The following is a 19,499-nucleotide window of genomic DNA, read 5'->3' as shown; positions in this document are numbered from 1 at the left end:
TTTAGGACTAATCTTTCTTAAGAAGTACCTAAAAGCCTTGTTCTATCTATTCATATCACTGCTTTTTTTCACGCTTGTATGCTACTCTGAAGCAATTGGAAATAGTTTTCCTGTTCTTGATAAATCGTTTATGCCACTTGGTTTTTTCACGATGCTAATCTGGATGGAAAACATTAGGAGTGAAAGAAAGAGTATAGCATTGTTTGCTTCGTTAGTATTAATTCCGGCTCTAACTCTGAAGTTTTTTGATATTCATTCAATGGGGGAAATACTGAATAGAAGGTACTATAACTTGTCTGAAACGATGAAAGAAAAACAATCAACTCCTCACCAAAAATTCGTAGCTACTGCAGAGGATTTGAAGCAAATTCCTCATCTTGGAGTTTCGTGGAACCTGGGAGTTGAAACGCTTTTTATTTCTACGATGGAAAAAGAGTTTGATCGTAACATCACACTTATCAAAAAGGAGGATTACGGTGATAAACAGCTCATTGGAAAAGATAGTGTTTTTATAGGTCCTCCCTTCTGGGGCGAAATTGAAGATGATAAGCTCAATCCAGCCTACTTTGAATTAGAAGGTGTCTATCAAAAATTTTAATTTGCAACCGCTAAAGAAAATCGACTGCAATGCTAAAGACTTTTAAATCATTACCACTTCATATAAAAATCATCATCGGGTTGGCACTCGGAACCATTTGGGCATTTGTTTCGAGCTATGCCGGACTTAGTGAGTTCACAATGAACTGGATTGCTCCGTGGGGTGATATTTTTATAAACTTGCTCAAGCTAATAGCGGTTCCGCTTGTCCTTTTTTCAATTATTCAGGGTATTACAGGACTTAGCGATACAACAAGTTTAGGTCGAATGGGGCTCAAAACAATCGGGTTGTACTTACTGACCACAATGTCGGCAATTGCAGTTGGATTACTCATTGTCAATACGGTGAAACCGGGAACATTTTTAGATGAAGAGCAGCGAATTGTCAACCGGTTGAGCTATGAGATGTGGGCTGTCGATAATGATGTGGCAATAAAGGACGGAAAATCATTTCTCACAAATCCGGAGTACGAAGAGTATGCCGATGCTGCAAGAGCTAAGAATCAGGAATACGCCCAAAAAAGGGATGGTGATATGTCTGATGAGATACAGACAGCTAAAAAGACAGAAGATCAAAGACCTCTTCAGTTTGTCGTTGATATGGTTCCGAGCAATATCTTTCTCTCTTTCAATAACAGCCTGATGTTGCAGGTGATTTTCTTCGCCATATTTTTTGGACTCACCGTGGTTTCGCTTCCTCGTGAAAAAGTAGAAACGGTCATCAATTTTGTCGATGGATCGAGTGAAGTCTTTATCAAAATGGTGGACATCGTGATGAAAGGCGCTCCGTTCTTTGTTTTTGCTCTGTTAGCTGGGAAACTTTCAGAACTCGCTGGGAATAATCCTTCAAGGGTACTTGAAATATTTAAGTCACTCGGTTGGTACAGTTTAGCTGTAGTTGGGGGATTGGCTTTTATGGCATTCGTGCTATATCCGTTTGTGATGATTGTCTTGGTGAAAAAATTGAGTTATAAAACTTTTTTCAGAGCCATAAGTCCGGCACAATTTCTCGCATTTTCGAGTTCGTCATCAGCCGCAACATTGCCGGTTACGATGGAGTGCGTTCACGAAAATTTAAAAGTGAGAGAAGAGGTGAGTAGCTTTGTGCTGCCAATTGGTGCAACAGTCAATATGGACGGGACAAGCCTTTACCAGGCAGTAGCAGTGATCTTCCTTGCGCAGTTTCACTTTGTCGATTTAGATTTTGTTCAACAGCTCACGATTATCTTAACAGCAACTTTAGCTTCAATTGGTTCGGCTGCGGTACCAAGTGCCGGTTTAATAATGCTTATTATTGTATTGGAATCGGTAGGGTTAAATCCCGCATGGATTGCCATTATTTTCCCTGTCGATCGCATTTTAGATATGTGCAGAACCGTTGTAAATGTTACTGGTGACGCAACTGTAACGAGTATCGTTGCAGCATCTGAAGGAAAACTTGACTATAACGAATCAACTAATAGTACACCGTCATGAAAAAAATATTGAAAATATTAGGGATCATCATTGCATTGTTGATCGTACTCGTACTGGCTCTTCCTTTCCTCTTTAAGGGGAAGATTTTTGATATGGTTCAGGAAGAGGCCAACAAAAACCTCAATGCTGAGGTGAAAATTGAATCTCTTGATTTGAGCATCATTGAGAATTTCCCGGATTTCTCGCTCACTATTTCTAAAACATCAGTTAAAGGTGTGGATGAGTTTAAGGGTGTAACGCTGGCTGATGTTGGTGAAGTTTACGCTTCAGTTGATGTGATGAGCGTTATAAGTGGCGATCAGCTAAAGATAAACTCTTTTGGAATTGAAAATGCAGATTTCCACGTTATCGTGACGAAAGATGGAAAAGCGAACTGGGATGTGATGAAGACATCTGATACCGCAGCTGAAACTGAAGAGCCGGCTGATTCGGGATCTGACCAACAGGCAGAAACGGAAGAAAGCGGAACTTTTAATATCAATGTCAACGAATACTATTTGCGCAATATCAATGTGATTTACGATGATCGGGAAGGTGATATGTATGCGAAAATCGATAGTTTGACTCACGAAGGAAAAGGCGATTTTGATCTCGAGCAATTTCTCTTTGAAACGAAGACAACTATTAAGTCTATCACGTATGCGATGGACGGAACGGAGTATATGAAGGATGTAAGTGCCGAGGCTATTTTCAATTTTGAAATGGATATGCCAAATAGCAAATATACTTTCAAAGAAAATAGTGTTTCGCTCAATGATTTGACTCTCGGTTTTGATGGCTGGGTTCAAATGCCTGAAGATGATATCGACATGGACTTGTCGTTTGAATCGAAGGAGACGAGCTTCAAGAGTTTGTTATCGCTCGTTCCCAATGCTTACACTGCCGATTTTAAGGATGTTGAAACAAGCGGAACGTTAAGCATTGTAGGAAATGCAAAAGGAACTTACGCTTCAACTGAGGAGTCGATGTCGCTACCGGGTTTTGACGCAGAGTTGATCGTGAATAACGCACGTTTCCAGTATCCTGATCTTCCAAAATCTGCCGAGAACATTGAAATTGATGTGAGAGCTTCAAATCCGGGCGGATCTGAAGATAATACAGTTATAGATGTCAACCGCTTTCACGTTGAGCTGGCTGAAAATCCAATTGATCTGAGTCTTCACTTGAAAACTCCCATCAGTGATCCTGATGTGAAAGGAGACTTCAAAGCTCAGGTTGATATGGCTTCTATTCAGGATGTAATTCCAACTGAAGAAGGGGAGAAATACACCGGAACTGTGACGAGCGACATTCATTTTGATGGAAAAATGTCGACCATTGAAGAGGAACGCTATGGTGATTTCAAGGCTGAAGGAAAGTTGATCATTCTCGATTTCCTCTATAGCAGTCCGGCATTTAGCTATCCTGTTAAGTTGCAAAAGATGTACATGGATTTTTCACCTCAATATGTTGATCTCACGACTTTTGAGGCAATGGCTGGAAAAACGGATATTTCAGCAAAAGGGAAAATCGACAACATGTTAGGTTACTACTTCAATGATGAAGTGTTGACGGGTAATTTCAACCTCTTTTCTAATTATATGAATATCACCGAACTCATGGATGAGGGAGAGGACTCAGAAAGTGAAGAAACAGAGGAAACTGAAGAATCACAGTCAGAACCGGCCGACACGGCAGCAATGGAAGTAGTTCCGGTTCCCGGCAATATCGATTTCACGATGGATGCTAAAATCAAAGAGCTCATTTACGATAACATCAACATGAAAAATGTGAAGGGTGAAGTAGTTATTGCCAATGAAGCTATTGATATGACAGATTTGTATATGGAGCTTCTCGATGGAAATATGACAATGTCTGGCTCATATGCTACCACAAATCCTAAAAGTCCTGATATCGACTTTGCAATGGACATTTCACGATTCGATTTAGAGAAGACAGCAGCTACGTTCAACACCTTTGAAAAACTGGCTCCTATTATCGAATCAGCAAAAGGGAAATTCTCGACTAATATGACGATGAAAGGAAAGTTACTCGAGAATATGGATGTGGATCTGAATAGCTTAAACGGAGGAGGAAAACTCCAAACACACAAAGTAACGATCGATAACAAGACACTCGAAAAGCTGGATAAAACACTGAAGTCAGATAAATTCAACCCACTTGAAGCAAGCGACCTCAATATCAGCTTTACTTTTAAAGATGGTAAAGTGACAACCGAGCCGTTTGAACTTGAAGCAGGTGGTATCAACAATACAATCTCTGGCTATACCACTTTTGAGCAAAAGATGGATTACACGATTGACTCTGAAGTTCCTTCGTCAATACTCGGTGGAAAAGTGAATGACCTTGCCGGAGATTTGATGGGTAAACTGAAAAACTCAGGAGTTGATTTAGGATCAGGATTACCTGAAACAATTGAGGTGAGCTTTAAGATTTCCGGTGATGTGACTGATCCTGAAGTTAAGCCAAACTTCAAAGGAGGGAAAGGTACAGCTTCATCAGTCAAAGAGCAGGTTAAGGATAAAGTCAAAGAAGAGATTGAAAAGAAAAAAGAAGAGGTTAAAGAAGATGTGAAAGAGCGCGCTAATGAAATCATGAAAGATGCGCGTGAAAAAGCTGACCAAATAAGATCTGAAGCTAAAAAGCAAGCTGATAAGGTTAGGGCACAGGGCAAAAAAGCCGCTCAACGAATTAGAGAAGAAGCTGCTAAAAAAGCTCAGGACTTAATTGATGAAGCGAGTAATCCGCTTGCAAAAGCCGGAGCTAAGAAAGCTGCTGAAAAAATCAATGATGAAGCAGATAAGAAGGCTAAGCAGACAGAACAAGAAGCGAATAAGCGTGCGCAACAAATAGAAGATGAGGCAGATAAACGCGCACAACAAGTTATTGATAAAGCTCAGCAACAAGTAGATGAATTGTAGTAGAATTTCTAAAATATGTTTGAATAAGAGTAGGGCTCTGGCCCTACTTTTTGTGTTTTATGGATCGGCATTTTTTGCTCAGGAAACAGATTGTGGTACTGATGACAGAAAAGCTGAAAAATATTACGAAAAAGGAACTGATCGCAAGAACAGAAAAGGAGAACGTATCGAATATCTCATGAAAGCACTCGATCGCGACCCTGATTATCCTGAAGCAAACTTTGCTATGGCTTACATACGCATTCGCGACAATGTTAGGAGAGGGAAGCCTTTTGATAAGGCAAAGCCCAAGTTAATCAAAGCAGTTGAGGGATGCCCAACAGTTCACGCAGCAGCTTTCTTCTACCTCGCAGAGTTGGAAATGCTCGATGGAAATTACGATGAAGCCTCAATGCGTTACAAACAGTTTCTCGACTTCAATGAAGAAGGAGATGATAAATATGATATGCATCATGACGAGCAACTGGTAAAAGCCCGTGAGCAGTATCAGCTTGCCAGGTTTTATGAGAGTGAATACAACAACCCCAAACCATTTGATCCAGAGGTTGTAAAACCGGTGAGTACGAATAAAAGTGATGAGTACTTGCCGCTAATTAGTCCTGACAATGAATTGATGCTCTTCACGAGAAGAAACAAGTTGAAGCAGAATCCACGCGGAACAGCAGTTCAGTCTGCACGAGTAGATTACATCGAGCGTTTCAGCTCAGCTAAATTAAAAAACAGCAAACTCCTGGATCAGGGTTCGCCTTTACCACCTCCTTTCAATGAAGAGAAAGAACAAAACTACGGTGGAGCAGCAGTGACAATCAATAATAAAGAGATTTTCATTACAATTTGTACTCCTGGTCGCAACTACGTCAACTGCGATATCTACACAGCTAAAAAAGTATATGGAGTCAATCCGCGAACGAAAGACAAAGAGTGGTACTGGGATGATCTCAAACCACTCGATGAAACCGTGAATACACCAAAAGGGTGGGAGGCACAACCAACCCTGTCCAGAGATGGTAAAACATTGATTTTCGCCAGCCTGCGTGAAGGGTCAAAAGGAATTGACCTCTATCAGAGTAAACGTCAATCTGATGGCTCCTGGGGACAAGCTATGAACCTCGGGTTGCCACTCAACACTGAGGCGAATGAGAAAACACCATTTTTTCACGCTGATAGCCGCACACTCTACTTCTCCTCAACAGGTCATTTGAATTTTGGCGGATACGATGTATTCTACAGCAAGTTAAACGATGATGGTTCATGGTCAGAACCGATAAATCTCGGTTACCCAATTAATACAGAGAGTGACGAACACGGCTATGTTGTGAGCACTGATGGTAAACGCGTTTATTATGCAGCTAAGGAGTTTAAAGGACAGGTTCAGGAAAAAGTGAACATCTACAGCTTTAAGCTCTATGAAGAAGCCAGGCCAGAGAAAGTTGTCGTAATGAAAGGCTCAGTTCGCAATAAGAATGGAAAAGTCCCTGAAAATGCTGAGGTTAACGTTCGTAATTCGGTTACTGAAGAAGTTGAAAAGTTTGAAGTAGATTCCATTGATGGAAATTACACAGCAATCGTTACCATGGAAGAAGATGCCGATTATGTTTTCAATATTGAAGGAAAAGATGTGGCGTTCAACAACTACACGATAAGTGGTGATATCGACACAAGCTATATGGATGTTGACATGGAAGTTGATGAAGTGTCACTCGACAAACCATACAGAATTGACAATATCACTTTTAAGACAAACTCGGCATCGTTGTCTGGCAATTCGAAATCAACATTAGATGCTTTTGCTCATTATCTCGATCAGAACCCAACAATGAAAGTTTCTATTGAAGGCCACACTGATAATGTAGGTGATCCTGAGAGCAATCTCACATTATCAACTGAACGAGCTTTTACCGTGATGGAGTATCTTCAGAGTCAGGGTATTTCATCTGACAGGCTTTCCTTTAAAGGATGGGGATCCAAAAAACCACTTGCTTCAAACTCGACAGAAGAGGGAAGAGCTAAAAACAGGCGGACTGAATTTGTGATTAAATCGAAATAAGTTACTCGGGCGGCTGAGTTTTAAAAGGCACTTTGAGCGACCATTTGTATCGGATAGAGAGGGTTCTGACCATTACAATAGTAATGACACTTATAATGGTATTAACCTCATTGTTGATGCTGGTAAGTTGGTCGAGGATCAAGTACATTATACCTCCTGATATGCTTGCGAAAGCGTAAATCTCTTCACGAAGCAATAAAGGTTTTTCACTACTCAAAATGTCGCGAATAACACCACCAAAACAAGCTGTTATGACCCCTATCAATAAACAAATTAGAGGGTTGAGTCCAAAGTCAAGAGCTTTTTCAATGCCCAAAACCGTAAAAAGTCCCAATCCTATAGCATCGAAAAAGAAAACCCACCACTTGAGCTTATCCATAAATCGATAGAACAAATACGTGAGTATAACAGTGATAATAATAGTAATAGTCAAAGTAAAGTCACTCAGCCATTCAACGGGTAGGTTTCCTATGAAAATATCCCTTATCGTGCCGCCACCAATCGCTGTTACAAACCCCAGGACGAACAACCCAAATAAGTCGTACTGTTTACGAATAGCACGAGTTGTGCCCGAAGACGCAAACGCGATCGTCCCCAAAATTTCGATTATATTGAACCATGATAATTCCACATTGCAATATTCGAAGAAAAAAATGTGTGCAACAAACCTTGTTTCGATCAGTTACATTTGAAGTGAATATTTAAAGACCAAAAAATGAAAGTTCCTTTTTCACTCGTAGCCGTAGCAGTAGACGAAATGCTCAATTTTAGAGGTAATATTTCAGCAGTTGTATCACTGTCAGAACCACTCGATGAGCAAACTTTACAACGTATTGCGAATGATCTGAATCAGCCGGCAACTACGTTTTTATGGAAGGAAAAAGAGAAAATGAGAGTAAGGTGGTTTGCTCCAGATGCTGAAATAGGTCTTTGTGGTCATGGCTCGCTAGCTGTTTTTTCAGTTTTGGGAGAAGAGCAAGAACTCAACTCATCAGCAGATACAATTAAAGGCAAGCCATTATCAGATAATAAAGTTGAGATTGAGTTGTCGGCTATTCCTGTAGTGAAAAAGTTGGAAATTCCCCCGGTTCTGACTGAAGGACTTGGAGTAGAAGTGCTTGAGTATTACGAAACAAAAAACAAGAACATAGTTGTTGTTGAGAATGAAACAGTTCTTCGCGAAATGAAGCCGAATTTTCAAAAACTCAGAGAGAGTAAAACTTTTGGTTATGCTGTAACTGCAAGAGGAGACGAAGCTGACTTTGTAAGCCGAACGCTCGTTCCACATGTTCAGCAACTCGAAGATCATGCTACCGGTAGTTCACATGCGGTATTAGCACCATTTTGGAGTGAGCGATTAAATAAAGAGAGTATGAAAGCGAGGCAATTAAGTCCAAGAGGAGGAACTTTTAGAGTAATGGTAGAGGAGAGTAAAGTTAAATTAGTCAGTAAAAACAATCGATTAGCAACAGGTTTTTTATCATAATAGTTTAATTCAAACAAAATAAAAAAGCCGATCAAAATATTTTGATCGGCTTTTAATAAAGTTGAATTTGCAACTATTACATCTTAGTGATGTTGAAGTTAGCAATTCTTTCACCATCTAGTTTAACGTTGATGATATACATGCCACTTTCAACAGTTGATAGGTCTACCGGTACAACCTGATGACCTACTGAAGCTCCGTACTGTTGTTGTTGTAACAACTGTCCAGATAAACTATACACTTCAATCATCATTTCACCACCTTCTTTAAGGTTCATGTCAATGTTAGCATTGTCATTAGTTGGATTAGGATAAACTTTAATGTCACCTTCAACAACATCTTCAATACCAGTGTTTGCGTCAATGAAAATGAAATCACCATTTATACATCCATCAGCGCTTTCAACCTGAACTGAAAATTCACCGGGAACATCGTTCCATGTTATGGTTTTTGTTGTATCAGTTGAACCATCATTCCAAAGATATGTACCAGCATTTCCTGCATCAAGTGTAATTGTATAGCCTGGAGCAAGCATTGTATCATTTCCAAGGTCAACTTCCGGACTGGCATTTTCGATAACTGTTATCGTATCAGAATTCACACAGTTTTGAGTGCTGGTAACTTCAACCCAGTACGTTCCATCAGAATCAACCAGTAACGTTTGATCGTCAGATCCATCGTTCCACCAGAAGTCAGCTGTTGGATTATCAGCATCTAATGTGATATTGAAATCTTCAGAGTCACAATAAGATGTGTCATTACCCAAGTTAATAACTGGCAATGGATCTTCGATGATATCCATTGTATCAGCATTTGTACAACCATTTATGTCAGTTACCTCAACCCAGTACGTGCCGGCTGTAGTAGCTGTAAACGTTTGGTTGGTTGAATTATCCTGCCATTGATATCCTGTAGCTAATGGATTACCTGCATCAAGAGTGTATGCAATCGTTTGATCAGCACAGTAGTCTGAATCAGCAGGTAATACAACATTAGGAATTTGATGTTCCACAACATAAACTCCATCAGTAGCTGAGCAGTTATTACTATCAGTTACAGTAACTGAATAGATACCAGCAGTATCAATTGAGTAAAACTGAGATGTAGAGCTATCATTCCACATGTAACTTGCTGTTGGGTTCTGAGCATTCAAAGAAAGATTGATGCTTTCATCAGCACAGTAGCTTGTATCAGGACCCAGGTCTAAGTTGATAAATGGAGTTGAGAATAACTCAATTGTATCTGAAAGTTGACAACCGGCCACATCTTTTGTTACAGAATACTGACCAGCAGTATCTACAGTAATAGATTGAGTAGTTTCATTTGTGCTCCATGTATAACTATTAGCTGGACCAGCGTCAAGAGGTAAAGAGATTCCCTGGTTGGCACAGTATGTTGTGTCATTGCCAATGCTAAAACCTGCAAGGTAAGAGCAGTCAAAGCAAGCATTAACGCGTACCTGATCAATAGCTATATCACTCGTAAATGATGAACCTGATGTATAAGAGAATCTCACATAAATATCCTGGCCAACATAAGAGCTCAAATCAACTCCAATGTGTTGCCATGGATCTGTTTCATCAGTTTGGAATTGACCACTCCATGTAAATTCTGTCGTGTAAGGACCAGAAGGAGAAGTAGCAATATCTACGTCTAGAGTTCCAATTTGAGCTCCGTAAGCGTGCATCCAAAATGTCAACTCAGCATCGCCTCCAAAATTACTCAACTCAATGAGTGGCGAAGTTAAGTCAGTAGTAGAATTGTAGAAACCTGATGTCTCAACATAGGCATAACTAAAACCACTTTGAGCACCACTTGGTCCTGTACTACTTGAACCGGTAGTACCACTATTGGTATTCCATTCTGCAGGTGAGTTTGTCCAATTCGATAAAGAATTAAATTCTTCTTCAAACAACAATGAATCGTAACCTACAGTACAATTGGTACCTTGAGGAAACTGTATCGCTGTTTGGAAAAACTCTGGACCCTGCCAGGAAGAATTTCCTAATGATCCACCACAAATTTCCCTAACGTACACATCATAATTTGTGCCAGCTGATAATCCAGTTAAGGTATCAGTTGTTCCAGTTACAGATGTTCCTGGTCCGGTTGGAGCAGGGTTACCCGAAGGTACATAGGCTATTTCATAGTTAGATCCTGATCCTGACCAGCTTACTATAGCACTGGTTGAAGTGACATTTGTAACTGTGACATTTGTTGGTAATGGACAAGATGGTGGTGGGCAAACTGCATTTGATACATCTGTTAGGAAAGTTCCTGTAGATGGGTTTGGGCCATACGAACCTAATAGTACATTACCTGGCCCGTAAATATCAAAGGTGATTTCACTGTCCCACGATCCTGAATTAAATGTGAAACTAACATTATCACCATTGGCAGAAGGGATATTAATGGACCCAGATGAACCACTAACAGTAAAGTTTGTAATAGTTCCATTCACATCAATATCAATTGATGCTCCATTCCAACCATCACCAAAAGAGTCAAAGCCATCAATTACATAATCGCATGATGGGCAGCCTGAAACTGGGTTAGAAAAATGAACTCCTGTAAATGGCCCTGTTCCTGATTGATAAATGGTATTGTTGTTGTCATCTACCAAGTCAAATGAAACCTCACCATTAAATGAGCCACCTCCAAGATAATTAAGCTCAAAATTGACACCATTATAAACAGAGAACATAGCGGTATCAGAACTTCCATTTGAAAGTGTAATTGTTTGAGATACACCTCCAACAGTCACTTCTAGTTGGTTTCCATTCCATCCATCACCAAAGGTGTCATCTAACTCTACTGTATAGTAACATTGACTGTATCCCACAGCAGAAAGGAACAGAAGTGCTGTAAGAATTGTTCCTTTTAATAAGGACGTTATTCCCAGCCTTTCTCGATTAAAGTAATTTTTTCTTCTCATAAACATTATTTTAGGATTTGTTAACGCTGCAAATTATTAAAATAAAACAATAACCCAAAATAAAATTTTATATAAAGTTATTATACCGAACAAAAGATACCGGTAAGGGGTTTCAAAAAAATATAGGTTAGTTTAAATCAATTGTCTGGAAATTAAATTAGTAAGTTGGTGGTAGGGTTGAGTTTTAGCTTTGTGAAATATAATTTGGGATCTATTGCGAATAGCTTAAAAAATTGGCAATTTGACCTAATGAAAATTAAACGGGTCACTCTAACCCAAATTTTATTCCTGCAAAGTAAGTGCGAGGCCTTGAAGGTCCGTATATATAACCTGCGTCACGAGTTGGCCCTTTGTCAAAATCTTGCTGGTAAGCGTTTAAGATGTTCTGTATGCCTGCAAAGAAGATTAAATGAGAGCTTTCTTTTTCACTCAGGTGAAGATCAAAGGAGAGTTTTAGATTTAATTCAGTGAAATCAGGGGTTTTTTCTAAAACGGTGTACTCATTTTCGGGATTTACAATGTGAGGTGTCAACATCGATCCTGTGTAAACGCTACTGATAGATCCGGTGATAGAAGATGTGATGTTATAGCTCGCTGACAGGAATCCATAATAGTTTGGTGTTCTCAGGATCTGACTAGTTGTTACGGCTTCTTTGTTTTCGTCATTAGATGAGGGACTCCAAATAATTTCTTCATTTTTATAAGTAGCTTCCTGTATTGTACCACCTAGTTGTACAGTAAATTTATTTGCCATGGCGATGTTAGCCTCTATGTTTGAACCGTAAACATAAGCACCTTCTCCGTTGCGCTTTGTTACTATTGCGACTCCATTTGGTAACTCGCGCTGATTAGAAGTGATGAATTGATCATTTAAATCGGTTAGGAAACCTTCCACAACAAAATTTGCCTGAATATCATTTTCAAATATTGTGTAATTAAGGCTTGTGGTGTAACTGTTCGACTTTTCTGTAGTTAGATTTGGAGAAATTCGAGTAAATCTCGCTGCACCACCAACTGTTTCAATGTGGAGATCTTCATCAAAAGCCTGGGGTGCTCTATAACCCTGAGCATAGCTCAATCGGAATTTGAAGTTTTTAAGGATGTCGTATTTTACTGATAACCTTGGAACAAAAACATTGAGGTTTTCTCTATTTTCGAGAAGATACCCATTGAAATTGTAATCTCCATTAATATCAATGATATCGTAACGAGCACCGGCAAGTATGGTGAGTTTTGACAATGGAACGTATTGGATCTGACCGTAATTACCGATTGTTCCTACTGTTTGTTTTATTGCTCGATCGTAGCCGGGCATTTCATCAATCACATTGTTATTCTGGTATTCAGATCCGGCAATAATCATCCATTGATCGTTAGGGTCATAAGTATATTGAACTCCACCAACTGCTGCTATGTCTTTACTTTCTCCGTAAGCATTTATAGCAAGAATGTCACTTTGTGTTAGTGTATCACCATTGTTTAATACTCTACCGCCAGCGCCATAATAACTGTCTCTATTCGTAAGTTGACCACTTCCGTAAATGGATATTTTGTGCTCATAACTTTTTGAAAAGCGTTCATAAGATAAACCACCTCCAATGATGTTGTGATCGAGTTGCTCAGCTATATCTGCCTGGTGTGGCATCAGGTCAAAGTCATTTCCTCCTCTTCGATATTCTCTTATGCTAAACAGGTTTGCTTTAATTCGTGTTTCAGCTGTTGGTTTGTAGTATGCGTCAAATCCAAAAGTTGTGTTTTCGATATCAGTTATTTCAGAATAACCGTCACCATTTGCATCCCAGTTTTCTCTACTACGGTCCATAGCATAAATACTGACTCCTTTCTTGTAATCTTCACTTACTATTGTTCCGTTTGCATGAAATGTTCTATCGGCAGATTCACCATTGATTAAGCCGTAGTTTGTTCCAATTTCAAATGTGTTTTCAATGGGGTCTTTCGTGATGATATTAACTGTCCCTGCAATTGCATTTCCTCCATACAGGGCACTTCCTCCTCCGCGAACAACTTCAATTTTATCGACCATATTTGAAGGAATCATATCGAGACCGTAAACACCGGTCAGAGCCGAAAAAATAGGGCGACCATTTATCAGTATTTGCGAGTAGGCACCATCCAGTCCGTTCATTCTAAGTTGGCTGAAGCCACAGTTTTGGCAATTGTTTTCAAGTCTCAATCCTGGTGAAAAGTTCAGTCCCTCAGAGATGCTGAGAGATTGCGTATTTTCAAGTACTTTAGAATCTATTTGGTTCACAATTACAGGGGCTTCATAAACAGGAACATCAGATCTTGTAGCTGTGACTGATACTTCATTGAGACCTAAAAGATCTCTTTGGAGCTGAAAGTTTACTTCAATAGGAGAGTTGTTGATTTGAATTTCTTTTTCAACCTTTTTATATCCCATGAAACTGGCCACGAGAGTCCAATTTCCTTTCTCGAGTTTCAGATTGAAATTTCCGTTTTCATCGACAGTTGTTCCCTTGTTAGTTTTTAATACCTGAATAGAAGAGAAGGGTAGCGGTTCACCTTTTGTATTGCTAATTTGCCCATTGATCGTGATCTGACTAAAAAAGTTAAGATGACTAGTTAATAGTAATACAGCAACAATTATATATGATCTCATTACTCATCAAATTCTAATTCGATGCAAAGGTAAAATTAAAATTAGATAGAGCTAAAAATAAAAATAAATAAGACTAAATACGATTCGTTAGCCAAAAAAAAGCCGGTCGAATTTGACCGGCTTAAAATATTGGTTTGAGAAGAAGATTACTCTACAACCCACATTGGGGTATCGATATCATAATCAGGCGGCAATGCATTGTTGTAGTTTGCGCTGTTCAAACTCTGTTCTTCTCCAGGATAGAGAAAACGCATTGGTAACACATCATCGTTTACGTTATCGCATGGTGCTGAAAGGAATGGAATATTGTTCCAATCTTTATTGGATTCAACATACCATCTTCTTACCTCAAAATAAGGCTCTAATCCTGTGAAGAAAAGTGCCAGCCACTTTTGTTCCCATATATCAGTTACAGCATTATAAGCTACTCCGGAGTTGTTGTAAAAATCATCAAAGTCAGAGTAACCAAAAGTAGAGTAAGAGCCAGCTGAAGTGACATTTACCTGATACTGTTCCATAGAAGCTAAAATGCCTTCTTTGTAATAACCCTCTACAGTACCAGTATTGATCCAACCTTTAGCTTGAGCTTCAGCTAATATGAATTGAACTTCAGCATATGTCATCATTAATCCATTAGCTGTTTCTAACCCAAGAGAAGAAGCTGTTTTTTGATCTGGGTAATTATAATAAATAGCACCTAAACGAGATCCTGACTTGTTGCAGTTATCGTTATTTCTTCCGTTTACAGCTCCACTAAATGAAGTAACACCGGTTGAATCGTAGTTGCCATTTGAAGGTCTGGCGTATCTCATCAATCTTGGATCACCATATGCAGAAAGCGTTGCGTAAGCATTTTGACTCAAAGCTACTGCATCAAAGTCGCCAGTTTTTAGAGGAATTGTGGGAAACTGATTTGGGAATCCACCAAGGTAATCTAAGGTTGCATTATCATCATTAGATGAAATAATGGGTCTATTGTTGACAATATCCTCAAACTTTTGTGAACCATTAGCGATTCTATTCCCAGCATGCATTAAGATACGAAGCTGTAATGAGTTAGCAAATTTCACCCATTTGCTCGCATCATTATTATAAATTAAATCACCAGTTATTGGCTCAACTTCAATATCAGAATTATTATAAGAAGTTTGAAGAAGAGAATCTGCTTGATCGAGCTTTTCGATCATGTCAGCATAAATTTCACTTTGGCTATCATAAGCAGGAGTGAAATTTCCATTATCTCCTTCAATAGCGTTGAAGTAGGGAACATCACCGTACGCGTTCGTTATGTTGTAATAGATCCATGATCTTAGGACTAATCCAACACCTCTCATTCTATCGTATTTTGTTGTAGAAGTCTCGAGATCGTAGGTTATGTCTATCATTGATTCAACATCAGTGAGACTTGTGTAAAAGCCAGACCAAACAGTTGGGAAAGCATTCCAATTATAATCATCGACCTCAGTCCTTAATGTTTTTGCAGTTAACTGACCTGCATTGTTTCCCAACAAGAACGATTCGTTAGTACTTGTATTCACACTTTGTTTAATAGCTGAAGCAAGAAGAACATCAGGACTTACTTCAGTTGGTTCATTTGGGTTCTCATTTATATCATCGAAATCCTTATTACACGATACAAATATTGAGATCCCAACGAATAATGTGAAAATTATTATCGGATTTAAATATTTCATTTTCATAATAATATCTTTTTAGAATTTAAGGTTTAGCATTAAACCTATACTTCTTGTTGATGGAAGTTGAGTACTTTCAAATCCATTCACAAAAATTCCGTTGCGAACAGAATATGTTTCAGGATCAATTGAAGGAACTCTAGTCCAAAGCAGCAAGTTTCTTCCTATAAGAGATACTCTAGCACTTTTAGCTCCTATCTTAGATGCTAAATCTTTTGGTAACCTGTAGCTTATAGAGACTTCTCTTAACTTGAAATACGTTGCATCGTAAGTTGCAGCTTCAATGTTATCTCTATTGAAACCATTACCGTAATAATTGTAGAAATATCCGGTATATCCTGCACCACCTGGCTCAACTTCAACATCATTTTCTTGAAGTTCTGTACTGTGATTGATTTCTCCATCACCGTTTTCGTCAACCCACTTCTTTCCAGGGCCAACTACTCCTCCTTCTTGTTCTAAAGTGTAAGTTGGGATGAGATCGCCATCTGCATCTCTTGTTCCATCATAACTTACACTATATACAGTTCTGCCCTCAGTTGTTTTTAGATCAAGGTTTGGATCATCTTCATTTGTGATTGTTCCGCCAGTATTATAAAGGGCGTGAGATCTAGAATAGATATTTCCACCAATTTGACCATCAATAAGGAAGCTCAAGGTGAAGTCTTTATATGTGAAACTATTGTAAAGACCTAATCTGAGATCTGGTTGATAAGAACCTGCTGACACCTTATTTTGAGTTAAAATAGGTAGACCAGCTTTCTCTCCTTCACCATAGTGAATGATCTCATCTGTTTCGGGGTCACGTTCAAAGCCCAAACCGTATAGCTGACCAAGGGGTTCTCCTTCTTCAGCAACATACTCGAGGTCTGCACCACCTTCGTCACCGGGATACATATCTGATACGATTGAATACCTTCCGCTTTCAATAACATCAGGAAGCTTTTCTACAATAGCTCTGTTGTGTCCAGCATTTAGAGTAACATCCCATCTAAAATCTTTCTTTTGGATAGGTGTTCCTGAGATCATCAATTCCACTCCCTTGTTACTGATTTCACCACCGTTGGTTAGGGTGAAGTCATAACCACTTGATGTTGTGGTAGGAAGTGTAATTACCTGATTAGAACTTCTCATATCATAATACGTTGCATCAAACCTCAACCTTCCATCGAATAAACGAACGTCTAAACCAGCTTCGTAAGCACTGGTTCTCTCATTAGTAAGATCACGGTCAGTTATAGTTCTTTGCGTTGTGAACAAAGATTGATTACCGTATGAGGCTCTTGGCGTAAATGTTCTTCCAAACGCATACGCTGGTGCACCATTACCAACTTCAGCATAGTTTGCTCTAACTTTCAAGAAGTTGATAGGCGTAGACTTTAAATCGATAACTTCCGATAAAACAGCACTTAAAGATACTGAAGGGTATCCAAAACTATAATCTGAATTCTCAAGTCCAGTTATAGGATTTGCTAGTGTACTATTCCAATCATTTCTGAAAGAAGCATCTAAATAAAGAAAGTACTTGTAAGAGAAACTCGCTAATCCAAATACACTGTTTATGCTCCTTCTTCTCAATTGAGATTCAGTTTGTACAGGTGAAGCATTATTAGTGAGCGAGTAGACACTAGGAGAAGTACCTGCAAGTTTCAATTCAGGGTTATCAGAAACTGAAATATTAGAATTTTGATTCATGAGGTTTCCACCCACTTTAAGATTTACTCTAAAATCACTACCAACTTTATTTTGATTGATGAATCCTTTTTTCTTCAGATCCTCGATGAGGTTGTAAGATAAAAGACCTTCGAGGTTTGTTTCATAAAATGAAATTTCATCTTCTCGATAACTACCTGCTTCGTTGGGTGTACCTTTTGTAGAAGGAGCTCTTCTAAATTGTCTTTGTTCATCTAAAACATCTGCACCAAATCTAACTCTGGCGCTCAAATTTTCGGCAATGTCATAATTGACTTTCAGGTTTCCAATTATTCTATTATTCTGAAATGAGTTAGTGTTCTCATTTGCTACAAACCACGGGTTGTTCACCCATGAATTTTCCACATATCGCTGTTGTACTCCTTCTTGGCCTGGTTGCCAATAATCTCTTAAATCATCGATTTCAACTTGTCTGGGATACCACAACCAACCGTACATGATAGAAGAGGACTCATCATATCCTGCATTGGGAATGTTACCTGATTGCGAGTTAATAATCATCGAGTTATATCGAACTCTGAGTTTATCATCAAAAAAGTTTCTTCCCATGCTTGTTTGAAAAGTATGTCTGGTGAGATCGGTGTTAGGTATAATCCCTTGGTTTTCAAGGTTTGTATATGAAAGTCTGAAATCACCCTCTTCAGAATTTTTATTAATAGCAACATTTGCAATATTAGTAACACCAGTTCTAAAGAAATTTCTAACATTATCTTCAGCAGGTGTAAAAGGAGCGGGGTTCCCATCTGAATCAAACTGAACGATGTCCTGGCCATTCATAGCAGGACCCCAGTTTTCACCATATGCTTCGTAATAATCATTACCTCCAATATAGTTAGAACCATCTTTATAACTATACTTACCACCACCACCAAAACCATATTGATTTTGATAATTAGGTAATTTCAGTATTTCCTGGAATGTGAGTGAATTATTAATCTCTATTCCCCATCCTTCTTGGTTTTCTCCAGTTTTTGTTTCAATTAAAATCACTCCATCAGCTGCTCGTGAACCATATAGAGCTGATGCGGCAGGTCCTTTTAAAACATTCATCGATTTGATGTCATCTGGATTTACAATTTGAGCAGCATTACCAAAGTCTATAGTTGTACTACCATTGAGACCGTCATCAAAACTGTAAAGATCGTTTGTGATTGGCATACCATTTACCACAAATAGCGGCTGATTATTCCCTGTTAATGAAACGGCACCACGAATATTAATATTCGCTGATGCTGTAGGACCTGATTGACCACTAGTGACATAAACACCTGCTGCTTTTCCAGCAAGTTGGTCAGTCACATTATTCGTTTTGACTTCTGAAACTTGTTTAGCATCGATTTTCGATACTGAATAACCAAGTGCTTTTTCTTCACGTTCAACCCCAAGAGCTGTAACAACAACTTCATCAAGTTCTACACTTGAAGACATTGTTACATTGAGTTCAGTTCTACCTTTAAGTTGAACAGTTTTAGTTTTGAAACCTACAAATGAAAACTTTAAAGCTTTTGCTTCTTCTGATACTTCCAGGCTAAAAGTACCATCCATTCCTGTTGTTGTACCATTTGTAGTTCCTTTTTCAACAACATTTGCGCTGAATACCGGGTTCCCCTGATCATCAACGACTTTCCCTGTAATAGTCTTTTGTGCAAATGTAGCACCTGTTATCAATGCAAAAAGCATTGTGACCGAGAAGGCCATACTTACTTTTCGCCAACAGTGGCTCATTGACATTCTCCGTACCTTTTGTCTCATAAGTTATTATTTAAGGATTTTTAACAGGGGCAAAATAAGTAGTTTCTATACGAACTAAAAAGATTTATAGTATAGATTTTTAAAAAAAGTAACGATTACAGGGTGTTTGTTTTTAAGAATAATGTCTTTTTGATCGTGTTTTACAGCTTTTTAACCATGGTGTGCATTGAAAACAGGAAATCTCTCTTTTCAATTATAGCAGGCAAATATTTATAATTGAAATAGTTTGCTGACCTT

Annotated in this window: 10 protein-coding genes; 5 read left to right on the top strand and 5 right to left on the bottom strand. The window is 38.8% G+C overall.

Annotation, left to right across the window (positions count from 1 at the left end; genetic code table 11):
• From RI557_RS01255 to RI557_RS01240, 4 genes are all read left to right on the top strand, one after another.
• A partial coding sequence (locus tag RI557_RS01255) for a hypothetical protein (protein ID WP_310681552.1) occupies positions 1–598 on the top strand: 598 nt, incomplete at its 5' end.
• A gap of 29 nt (positions 599–627) precedes the next feature.
• The gene (locus tag RI557_RS01250) at positions 628–2,073 is read left to right on the top strand and encodes a dicarboxylate/amino acid:cation symporter (protein ID WP_310669012.1); all 1,446 of its coding nucleotides are present in this window, start codon (positions 628–630) and stop codon (positions 2,071–2,073) included.
• Complete coding sequence (locus RI557_RS01245; protein WP_310681550.1) at positions 2,070–4,994, top strand: AsmA-like C-terminal region-containing protein; 2,925 nt, start codon at positions 2,070–2,072, stop codon at positions 4,992–4,994. Before RI557_RS01250 ends, RI557_RS01245 begins: the two co-directional genes overlap by 4 nt.
• Before the next feature lie 19 nt (positions 4,995–5,013).
• Positions 5,014–7,041: an OmpA family protein gene (locus tag RI557_RS01240; protein WP_310669014.1), complete on the top strand. Its 2,028-nt coding sequence runs from the start codon at positions 5,014–5,016 to the stop codon at positions 7,039–7,041.
• Position 7,042: 1 nt separating this feature from the next.
• Here RI557_RS01240 and RI557_RS01235 read toward each other — a convergent pair whose 3' ends face one another.
• On the bottom strand, positions 7,043–7,672 hold the full coding sequence (locus RI557_RS01235) for a trimeric intracellular cation channel family protein (protein ID WP_310669015.1): 630 nt from the start codon (positions 7,670–7,672) through the stop codon (positions 7,043–7,045).
• Between the two features lie 84 nt (positions 7,673–7,756).
• On the opposite strand from RI557_RS01235, the gene RI557_RS01230 reads away from it, so the two are divergent.
• Positions 7,757–8,527: a PhzF family phenazine biosynthesis protein gene (locus tag RI557_RS01230; protein WP_310681548.1), complete on the top strand. Its 771-nt coding sequence runs from the start codon at positions 7,757–7,759 to the stop codon at positions 8,525–8,527.
• Positions 8,528–8,603: 76 nt separating this feature from the next.
• On the opposite strand, the gene RI557_RS01225 is transcribed toward RI557_RS01230, so the two are convergent.
• The 4 genes from RI557_RS01225 to RI557_RS01210 all read right to left on the bottom strand — a co-directional run bounded on the left by RI557_RS01225 (position 8,604) and on the right by RI557_RS01210 (position 19,262).
• A complete protein-coding gene (locus tag RI557_RS01225) occupies positions 8,604–11,462 on the bottom strand; it encodes a T9SS-dependent choice-of-anchor J family protein (RefSeq protein ID WP_310681546.1) in 2,859 nt (952 codons plus the stop codon).
• A gap of 265 nt (positions 11,463–11,727) precedes the next feature.
• Complete coding sequence (locus RI557_RS01220; RefSeq protein WP_310681544.1) at positions 11,728–14,103, bottom strand: TonB-dependent receptor; 2,376 nt, start codon at positions 14,101–14,103, stop codon at positions 11,728–11,730.
• Positions 14,104–14,249: 146 nt separating this feature from the next.
• On the bottom strand, positions 14,250–15,803 hold the full coding sequence (locus RI557_RS01215; RefSeq protein ID WP_310681542.1) for a SusD/RagB family nutrient-binding outer membrane lipoprotein: 1,554 nt from the start codon (positions 15,801–15,803) through the stop codon (positions 14,250–14,252).
• A gap of 12 nt (positions 15,804–15,815) precedes the next feature.
• Positions 15,816–19,262, bottom strand: coding sequence for a SusC/RagA family TonB-linked outer membrane protein (locus RI557_RS01210; protein WP_310667174.1), 3,447 nt, complete (start codon positions 19,260–19,262; stop codon positions 15,816–15,818).
• Positions 19,263–19,499: the final 237 nt, after the last annotated feature.

The sequence above is a fragment of the Salibacter sp. genome, assembly GCF_031581065.1.
GTDB lineage: Bacteria > Bacteroidota > Bacteroidia > Flavobacteriales_G > Salibacteraceae > Salibacter.
The sequence above is the reverse complement of the archived record's forward strand: the minus strand, read 5'-3'. Positions and strand labels throughout refer to the sequence as shown.